Source organism: Haliea sp. (genome assembly GCF_040222615.1).
Lineage (GTDB): Bacteria > Pseudomonadota > Gammaproteobacteria > Pseudomonadales > Halieaceae > Haliea.
The window spans coordinates 1-8,966 of sequence record NZ_JAVKCQ010000101.1 but is presented as its reverse complement, the minus strand read 5'-3'; the positions used below and the strand labels follow the sequence as shown (position 1 = coordinate 8,966).

Here is an 8,966-nt window from a genome sequence, read left to right as displayed (position 1 = left end):
CCAGGGTCGGGGTGTAGCCGACCTGGCTCTGGCGCCAGTACTGGATGACGTCGTCGTACAAGGTCAGCACTGGCACGTTGTGCTCAATGCCGGTGATCCCGTCGCCGATCAGGTTCATATCCATGTGATACAGGGCGCCGCCTTCGGCCACCGGCATGAGCCCCTCCTGCCGCGCCGCTTCGATAACCAACTGCCGCTGGTCCCGGCGCGGCTGGTTGTAGTCCGTCACGGTTACCGCGCCCTGGGCTTAGAGTCGGCGGACGTGGGCCAGGGCGTCCTCGAAGGTTTCCACCGGGTGCAGGTTGGTGGACCTCGCCCCGTAGATGGTCTCCGCGGTAGAGAAGATGCGCGGCCCCAGGATCCTGCCGGCCCGGGCGTACTCCGCTGCGGCAAACACCAGGTGGGCAGTACTGGCCGGGTTGTGCATTGTGGTCACTCCCAGCGCCAGGTGCGCGAGCAGGTCCCAGTTCTGCTGCGGGATGATGTCGTTGCTGCCGTAGGGGCCATGGGCGTGGATATCGACAAAGCCCGGCAGCAGGGTCTTGCCGGCCATATCGACCGTGAGGAAGCCCTCGGGTATGACGAGATCGCTGCCGCCCAGGGCGCGGATGCGGTTGCCCTCCAGCAGCAGGGTGCCTCCCTCGATGACTTCGCGCGCTGCGTTCATGGTCACGATGCGGGCGTTGGTCAGGGCCAGGCGCGTATTCGGGGTGGCGGCGTCCACGGTCATCGACAGGTCGATGCCCGCCGCGCCCGGTTCGAAGCCCGGCTTCATGGCCCGGGCTACGGTCACGGTTTTCAGTTCGGGGCCGGTGCTCCAGCTCACGGCGCTGCCGTCGGCGTTCCAGTTCAGATAGGCCCCGCCCACCTCGCTGAGGCGAACCGTGGGAAAGGCCGGTTTCGCCGCGTCCAGTTGCAGCGACTTGCCGGTTGGGGTGGCGGCCGCGAGGTAAATCTGCTGGCCGTCCTCAAAGGCTATGTGGCGGCCGTCCGGGGCCAGGCGAATGCTGGTCGCGAGTTCGGCGCTGGCGACCTCGCGCACATCGTGGCCGCTGCGGGTCATGGAAATCAGGGTGGTGCTGGCGGTGCTGCTGCCGCGGCCGCTGGCACGGTCCGCGCGCTCCTGGGCATAGATTCGGCCGTCGGGGCCGAAGTGAGGGTCGCTTCCCCGGGCGCTGATAAAGGTCATCTCGCCACCCCGGCGTTGCAGTAGATAGAGGCCGGGCTTGACCGCCCAGTCGGGGCTCAGCAGACTGCTGGCGGGAAGCTTGCGCAGGGCCAGGGTCGTTCCATCGGCAGCGATCGCCAGTTCCGTGTACTGCCCCCTGGGGTGGTCCAGCGGGCGGGATTTGCCGCCGCGGGAGGAAACGCTGTGCACCCGGGTGAGGCTCTGGTCGTTCCAGCGCAGGAACAGGATGTCGCGGCCGTCGGGCGACCACACCGGGGCATAGTCGAAGCCGTCGTCGTTGTCGGTTGTGAGGCGGCGGGGGGCGCTGTCACCGCGTTTTACATACAGTTGGCCCAGAGACTCGAATACGATCGCGCTGCCGTCCGGGGAGGGCTGCGCGAAGCGCACCATGCGGGTAGGGAACCGGGCCGGCGCCACTTCCACCGGGAAGCGTACCGCGGGGTAGACGTCGCGACGATCCTGGACCCTGAACGGAATCTCCGTCACTGCGCCGGAGCCGACCGCCAGGCGCCAGATCCTGCCCTGGGCCCAGAATACGAGGTCGCGGCTGTCCGGGGTCCAGGCCATGTTGGGATACAGCCCGTGTACCGCCCAGGTCTCCTGCATGTCCAGGTCCAGGGCGTCGAACAGCATGCGCTCTGTGCCGGAGGCCAGGTCCATCACGAACAGCCGCGAGTTGGCCCGCACCCGTTTGACGTAGGCGAGTTGTTTGCCGTCGGGGGAGGGAGTGGCGCGCACGGCGCCTCCGGGGCCGCCGGCCACGGTGCTGACTGCGCCGCTGGCGAGATCGACGCGGCGAATCTGAAACAGCTCGGTATTGCTGTCCTGGTGGTAGATGAAGGTATCGCCGGGGGTGGTATTCAGGGAAAAGTACAGGCTCTCGCCGTCCGGGCTGAAAGCGGGCTCGCCCTGTTCCTTCTGGAAGGTCGGGCCGGGACGGGGCACCACCAGCTGGCCGCTGTTGTCGTCGCTGCCGGCGGCGTGGTAAAGCCAGATTTCGCCCGTGCCCAGGGAGCGCGAGGTGGTGAAGTGTTTGCGCGCCGCGAGATACTGCCCGTCCGGGCTCCAAACGGGATTGTTGAGCAGGCGGAAGGTCTCGAAGGTGATCTGTCGCAGCTCGCCGCTGCTGCGTTCCAGGGTCCAGATATTGTCGCCCCCCGCGCGGTCCGAGGTGAAGGCGATCCGGCTGCCGTCAGGGCTGTAACGGGGTTGCATATCCCAGGCGTGGCCGGAGGTCAGCGGCTTCGCGGTGCCTCCGCCAAGGGGAAGTTCATAGATGTCGCCGAGCAGATCGAACACCAGGTGACGGCCGTCGGGCGCCACGTCCAGGCTCATCCAGGTTCCTTCGCTGACGTCGACCTCGGCGCTGACCGGGCTTGCCGAGAAGTCCGGGCGGTTGACGTCCCAGCCGGACTGCCCGGCACCGGCGGCAGCCGGCAGGCTCGAGGTGAGAAGAGGGCCGCTGCACAACAGCAGCAAACAGGAGCGGAGGTTTAGCGTCATGGCAGTATCCATCGGTTACACTGCAGGAGTGGTGCGGCGATTGTGTGGCCGAAAGTGATCCAGGCAACAGCAGCAACGTACCTTACTATGTACCCGCCTGCCAGTGAACCAGGCGCCAGCTGATTTTCGGAGTTCTCCATGTCAATGATTCGATCCGTGACCCTGCTACTGAGTTTTACGCTTGCGCTGCCCGCCATCGCGGCCGGGCTCGAGGTGGGTGACGCAGCCCCGGATTTCACCCTTGCCGCCAGTGACGGTAACACCTATTCGCTCGCGGATTTTCGCGGCAAGCAGGCCGTGGTACTGGCCTGGTATCCCCGCGCCTTCACCTCCGGCTGCACCGTTGAGTGCAAGTCCCTGGCGGAGAACGGCCACCTGATCCGGGACTACGATGTCACCTACTTCATGGCCAGTGTAGACCCACTGGCTGACAACAAGCGCTTCGCTGAAGAGACCGGGGCCGACTTTCCCCTGTTGAGTGACCCGGACAAGACTGTTGCCGAGGCCTACGGGGTATTGGTGGGCATGGGCTTCGCCAAACGCCATACCTTTTACATCGGCGTCGATGGCACTATTGTGAAGATAGACACTTCGGTGCAGCCCGCCACCGCCGCCCAAGATATGGCGGCGTCCCTCGGCGAGCTGGGTATCGCCAGGCGTTGAGATACCGCCCTCGAACGCCGGTAGCGGGCGTTCGTCGCAGGTTTCGTGCATTTTGTCTCAGCCCGGCGCGCCAGCTCTGGCCTTTTCACCGCTGCGGCCTATAATGCGCGCCTGATTTTTCCGTCCCGCCGAATTCGCCTCCACCTCCGGTGGTGGCGACGGCGTGTATTGGTGCACATTTGTGGAGAGGGTGATGCTCAGCACCGGACAAACGCGCGAGCTGTTTCGTCTGGCACTGCCGATGGTGGTGTCCCAGAGCGCGTTCGCCCTGATGGTCTTCACCGATCGCCTGTTCCTGTCGCGGATCGATGCCCTGCATATTGCCTCGGCCCTCGGCGGCGGCGTGACCTTCTTTGTCAGCGTCTCCCTGTTTCTGGGGGTCATGTCCTATGCCACGGCGCTGGTGGCCCAGTACTACGGCTCCGGCAAAATGGAGAAATGCCCCCGGGTATTGACCCAGGGCGTACTGATGGCCCTGGCCTGCCAACCCCTGTTGCTGGTGATCGCCTGGCTGATGGGCGGGCTGTTTGCGCTGATGGGGCACCCGCCCGAGCAGGTGGTGCTGGAGCGGCAGTACTATTACGTGATGATGGCGGGTGGCTTCTTCACCATGGTGAAAGCCTGCGCGGCGGCCTATTTCTGCGGCATCGGCCGTACCCGGGTGGTGATGATCACCGATACCCTGGGGGTACTGCTGAACATACCCCTGAGCTGGGTGCTGATTTTCGGCAAGTTCGGCTTTCCGGAACTGGGTATTCGCGGCGCAGCGCTGGGCACCGTGATTGCAACCGGGTTCAGCATTGGCATCTACGCGCTGTTCTATTTCAACCGGTTTCATCGCGAGATCTTCCGGGTGCGGGATTCGTTTCGCTACGACGGCGGTATCCTGCGCCGCTATGTGCGGCTGGGCCTGCCCTCGGGCTTCGAGACATTTGTCGGCGCCGCGACCTTCAACTTCTTTCTCCTGCTGTTCCAGTCCTACGGCGTGGCGGAGGGTGCGGCCATGGCCATTGTCTTTAACTGGGACATGCTGAACTATGTGCCGCTGATCGGTCTCAATATCGCGGTAACCAGCCTGATAGGCCGCTACGTGGGCGCCGGCGACATGAGTCGGACCAACCAGGTGATTGCCGCGGGCTTCGTGATTGCGCTGGGCTACTCGGTGGTGCTGGCGGTGTTCTTTGTGGTTTTCCGCCTGGAACTGATCATGGTGTTCTCCACGCCGGAGCAGGATTTTACCGCGATCGCCGAGCTGGGCAGCCGCATGATGCTGGGCATGGCTACCTATGTGCTGGCGGACGCGATCATCCTGATCTGCAGCGGCGTGCTGCGAGGTGCCGGCGATACCCGCTGGTTGATGAATACGTCCATGAGCCTGCATGTGCTGATGCTGGTCAGCCAGTACATCATGATCAAGCCGCTGGGGGTGGGGCCGCTGGCGAGCTGGTGGGGCTTTGTCGCCATGCTGCTGATGCTGGCCGTCATCTACCTCCGACGCCTGCTGGGACACACCTGGCGCAAGCCCTCGCGACTGGCCCGGGTGATGGCGGAATAGGACCTGGGCGCCGGTCCCTCAGAGCGTGAGTATACGGCGCAGTAAACTGTCTTCCCGGCGCTGTCGTTCCCGCAGTAGCAGCAGCTGCCGCAGCTGCTCCTCGATTTCGCCGGCAACCTGGGCGCGGATCTTTTGCTGCTGCACCTTGGTCGGTTTGCGCGTGCGGAACCGGGCCAGGCTCAGCGGCTGGCCAAAGCCCAGGTAGCAGCGCTGGGGCTTGGGCAGCAGGGTGCCCAGCGCTCCCAGCGGCAGCGGCGGCAGGGCGTCGGCACGGGTGTCATCGGTCAACAGGCCGAGCCGGCGCAGCAGGCGCCCCGGCAGGGAGTCGGGAAGGTCCTCGCTCTCGATCAGGTGGCTGTAGAACTCGTCCGGTCCGACAATGCCGAAGGGCATGATGGTGTAGCCGTGCTCTGCGGCCATGCGAATAAAACCGTAGCGCTCCTTCCACTGCAACTGGTAGCGCTGGCGATTGGGCTTGACCGCCTCATGGGCACCCCCGGGGAAAACCAGCAGATCCTGGCCGTGGGCCATCAGGGCGCTGCAGACGGCGGGATGCCCCATGGCGGCGCCGCGGGCCAGCAGGGCTTTCTCCAGCTGCGGGTGGGTAAACAGGAACTTGTCCCCCAGTGGCCGCAGAAAGCGGCCGTACTGCTGCTGCATGATGGTGGCGACCACCAGGCCGTCCAGGGCAAACAGGCTGTGGTTGCCAACAAACAGGCAGGGCTCTGGGGGAATGTTGTCCACCCCCTGCACCTCGGGCCGAAACAGTCGCTGCACCAGCTGCCCGGCTATCCGCACATCCCGACTCCGGGGAATACCCGCGACCGCGACGGCGCGCTCAATATGCCGCTGCAGGCGCTCGCCCTGCAGGGGCTGGTTGTCCTTGTCCAGTGCGGTCATGTTGCAATCCAGTTGCCAAAGCTCGAGCGGGAGTATATCACTCGCTGCCGAGCAGGCGGCCGAGACCGCGCTGGTGCAAGGCGCCCTCCAGCAGCTGACGGATGTCTGCGCTGTTGTCCAGGGTGAGGGCCTGCCGGGCCAGGTCAGCGGCATCCGAGGCCGCCATGGAACGCAGCAGCCATTTGATACGCGGCAACTTGGATGCGCTCATGCTGAGTTTGCGAATGCCGATGCCCAGCAGGAACACCACCCCGGCAGGGTCGGACGCCATTTCGCCACACAGGCTCAGCGGCAACCCGGCGCTTCTGGCGGTAGTCGTGATACGGGCGATCTCCTGCAGCACTGCCGGATGGATGTGGTCGTAGGCCCCGGCGACCCGGGGATTGTTGCGGTCCAGGGCCAGCAGGTACTGGCTCAGGTCGTTGGATCCGATGGAGAAAAAGTCCAGTTTTGGCGCCCAGGCCGGGAGCAGGGAGATCGCTGCGGGCACTTCCACCATGATGCCCACCTGCGGGCGCTGCACCTCGACGCCTTCTTCCCGCAGTTGTTGCAGCGCGTCCTGCAGCACGCCGTGGAAGGCGTTGATCTCGCCGGTATTGCTGACCATGGGCAGCAGTATATGCAATTCATCGCCGCCCGCGGCGGCCCGCAGCATGGCTCTGACCTGGGTCATCAGCAGCGAGCTGTTGTCCAGGCAGAAACGGATGCCGCGCCAGCCCAGGGCCGGGTTTTCCTCGTGGATAGGGAAGTAGGGCAGGGGCTTGTCGCCGCCGATGTCAAGGATGCGCATGTATACCGGGCGGCCGCGATAGGCCGCCAGCACCTGGCGGTAGATGTGCAGCTGCTCGTCCTCCGACGGGAAGGACTCGCTGACCATGAACGGCATTTCGGTGCGGTACAGGCCGATACCCTCGGCGCCGTTGGCGAGCCCCGGCGAGATGTCCGCCAACAGCCCGGTGTTGGCCAGCAGACGCACCCGCTCGCCATCGGTGGTAGTGGCGGGCTGGTCGCGCAGGCCCGCCAGCTCGCCTTTCAGGGCCAGTTCAGCGCGTTGCAGGCGCTCGAATTCCAGCCGCACCGAGGGGCTGGGGAAGAGGATGACCTGGCCGGTATTGCCGTCGACGATCAGCGGGCTGCCGTTGTCGATGCCTTTGAGCTTGCCGGTTCCCATTACCGCCGGAATACCCAGGGCATTGGCCAGTACCGCGGTGTGGGACAGGCTGGACCCCTCGTAACATACGATGCCCACCAGGCGCTGCGGGTCGCAGGCTGCGATATCCGAGACGCTGACCTTGGCGCCGGTCAGTACCAGCGGACCGTGGTCGTCTGCGGGGCTGTTTTCGGGTGCACCGCTCCAGCTCTGGTAAAGCTTGTTGCCGAGGTGGTGCAGGTCCTCGTTGCGTGCGCGCAGGTAGGGGTCCTCCATCGCCAGGAAGACCTCGGCGTAATGGTGCACGACCTGGCGCAGGGCACCCGGCAGCCACTGTCCCTGGGCGATCGCCTGCTCCACGCCGGTGCGCAGGCCGGGATCGTTGAGCAGCATCTGGTAGGCGGTGAACACGGCCCCGACGCCGTCGGAGAGCTGTTCCCCCAGGGCCTCGCGCTCCTTGTCCATATCGGCGCTGACCTTGGCCAGCAGCTGGTGCCACTCGTCAATGGTGGCCGCGGGATCTTCGCAGGGGCGATCGGGAACCGCGTACAGGTCCACGGTTTCACACAGCCACGCGCTGCCGATGCCGGTCCCCGGGGCGCCCTTGACCCCGCGCACACGGCGCAGGGTATTGGCCGGCGTGTGCGCGGCCAGCGGTTCCGGCGGCAGTACCAGGGCCAGCTGCGTCGAGAGGGTGACCAGAAAGGCCTGTTCATCGGCTGACATCACCCGACCCTCCCGGGACTGCACCACCAGCACACCGATGACGGCACCCGCGCGCACCACCGGCACGCCGCAGAAACTGCGGAACTCGTCTTCCCGGGTTTCCGCGAGGTAGCAGAAATCCGGATGGGAAGCGGCGTCGGCGACATTGATCGGGTGCCGGCTCTGGGCCACACGGCCGACCAGGCCACGGCCCGGTGCCAGGCGGCTGTAGCCAACGGCCTGCGGGTCCAGGCCACGGCTGGCCACCAATGCCATGGTGCCGTCGGTGGCGGCGATATACAGGCTGCACACATCGACGTGGATGGCGCGGTGGATGGCCTCCACAATGAGCTTGACCTGGTCCTCGGTCTGGTCCGCCTGGGCAGCGGCCTGCACGATGCGGGTCAGTTCCTGCAGTGTGTTCATCAACTCGGTTTCCGGTTCTGTGCTGGCGCGGTAATCGGGGGCGGCGCAGGCAGGTAGTATCCGCTATAGTGGCATCCCCTTGCCAGTACACCGAGAGAGGAAACCATCATGGCAGACAGCGGATTGCAGTTGCGCACCCGGGTCAATGCAGACAGCACCCTGACCCTGTGGCTCGAGGACACCCCTGTTCCAAAGCCGGGACCGGACGAGGTACTGGTGCGAGTTGAGGCGGCACCCATCAATCCCTCTGATCTGGCGCTGCTGTTCGGCCCCGCCGACATGAGCACAGCGCGGGTCAGTGGTACCCCGGAACGTCCGGTGGTGACCGCAGACATTCCCGCCCAGGCCATGGGGATCGTCCAGGCGCGTGTTGACCAGGCCCTGCCCGCGGGCAACGAGGGTGCGGGCCAGGTGGTCGAGGCCGGCAGCTCCGCAGCTGCGCAGGCCCTGCTGGGCAAGACCGTGGGCGTGTTTGGCGGTGAAATGTTCGGCCAGTACCGCTGTGTCAACGTGCAGGCTTGCCTGGTGCTCAATGACGACACCAGCGCCGAGGAGGGGGCCTCCTGTTTTGTGAATCCGATGACCGCACTGGGCATGGTGGAGACCTTGCACCTGGAGCAGCACGGCGCACTGGTGCACACCGCGGCGGCTTCCAACCTCGGGCAGATGCTCAACCGCCTCTGCATCGCCGACGGTATCCCGCTGGTCAATATCGTACGCAAGGAAGAACAGGAGGCACTGTTGCGGTCACAGGACGCGAAATACGTGGTCAACTCTGAAGCCGGAGACTTCCGGCAGCAGCTGCTGGCGGCGCTGGATGCCACCGATGCCACGCTGGCCTTCGACGCCATTGGCGGCGGCAAGCTGGGGAGTAC

The 8,966-nt window shown here is 65.5% G+C and carries 7 protein-coding genes; 3 read left to right on the top strand and 4 right to left on the bottom strand.

Annotation, left to right across the window (positions count from 1 at the left end; all coding sequences use genetic code 11):
* Together RJQ10_RS08220 and RJQ10_RS08215 are read right to left on the bottom strand one after the other, a co-directional pair.
* Positions 1-229: hypothetical protein (locus RJQ10_RS08220; protein WP_350145471.1), on the bottom strand; the 229-nt coding region annotated here is incomplete at its 3' end.
* Positions 230-247: 18 nt separating this feature from the next.
* Positions 248-2,692 carry an amidohydrolase gene (locus RJQ10_RS08215; protein ID WP_350145469.1) on the bottom strand — a complete coding sequence of 815 codons (2,445 nt, stop codon included), beginning with the start codon at positions 2,690-2,692 and terminating at the stop codon, positions 248-250.
* Positions 2,693-2,830: 138 nt separating this feature from the next.
* Between RJQ10_RS08215 and RJQ10_RS08210 the strand changes: the two genes are divergently transcribed.
* Positions 2,831-3,355 (top strand): peroxiredoxin, encoded by a 525-nt coding sequence (locus RJQ10_RS08210; RefSeq protein ID WP_350145467.1) that lies wholly within the window; start codon positions 2,831-2,833, stop codon positions 3,353-3,355.
* A 193-nt stretch (positions 3,356-3,548) separates the two neighbouring features.
* Entirely contained in the window at positions 3,549-4,910 is a 1,362-nt protein-coding gene (locus tag RJQ10_RS08205) for an MATE family efflux transporter (protein ID WP_350145465.1), read from the top strand.
* Between the two features lie 18 nt (positions 4,911-4,928).
* On the opposite strand, the gene RJQ10_RS08200 is transcribed toward RJQ10_RS08205, so the two are convergent.
* The gene (locus RJQ10_RS08200) at positions 4,929-5,810 is read right to left on the bottom strand and encodes a lysophospholipid acyltransferase family protein (RefSeq protein WP_350145463.1); all 882 of its coding nucleotides are present in this window, start codon (positions 5,808-5,810) and stop codon (positions 4,929-4,931) included.
* A 37-nt stretch (positions 5,811-5,847) separates the two neighbouring features.
* Entirely contained in the window at positions 5,848-8,091 is a 2,244-nt protein-coding gene (gene ptsP, locus RJQ10_RS08195) for a phosphoenolpyruvate--protein phosphotransferase (protein ID WP_350145461.1), read from the bottom strand.
* 108 nt (positions 8,092-8,199) lie between these two features.
* Here ptsP and RJQ10_RS08190 point away from each other — a divergent pair.
* A partial coding sequence (locus RJQ10_RS08190) for an MDR/zinc-dependent alcohol dehydrogenase-like family protein (protein ID WP_350145459.1) occupies positions 8,200-8,966 on the top strand: 767 nt, incomplete at its 3' end.

What these genes read in the sequence shown, in the direction of transcription:
- RJQ10_RS08215 (WP_350145469.1), bottom strand. Translation starts at nt 2,692, where the DNA reads ATGACGCTAAACCTCCGCTCCTGTTTGCTGCTGTTGTGCAGCGGCCCT.
- RJQ10_RS08210 (WP_350145467.1), top strand. Translation starts at nt 2,831, where the DNA reads ATGTCAATGATTCGATCCGTGACCCTGCTACTGAGTTTTACGCTTGCG.
- RJQ10_RS08205 (WP_350145465.1), top strand. Translation starts at nt 3,549, where the DNA reads ATGCTCAGCACCGGACAAACGCGCGAGCTGTTTCGTCTGGCACTGCCG.
- RJQ10_RS08200 (WP_350145463.1), bottom strand. Translation starts at nt 5,810, where the DNA reads ATGACCGCACTGGACAAGGACAACCAGCCCCTGCAGGGCGAGCGCCTG.
- ptsP (WP_350145461.1), bottom strand. Translation starts at nt 8,091, where the DNA reads ATGAACACACTGCAGGAACTGACCCGCATCGTGCAGGCCGCTGCCCAG.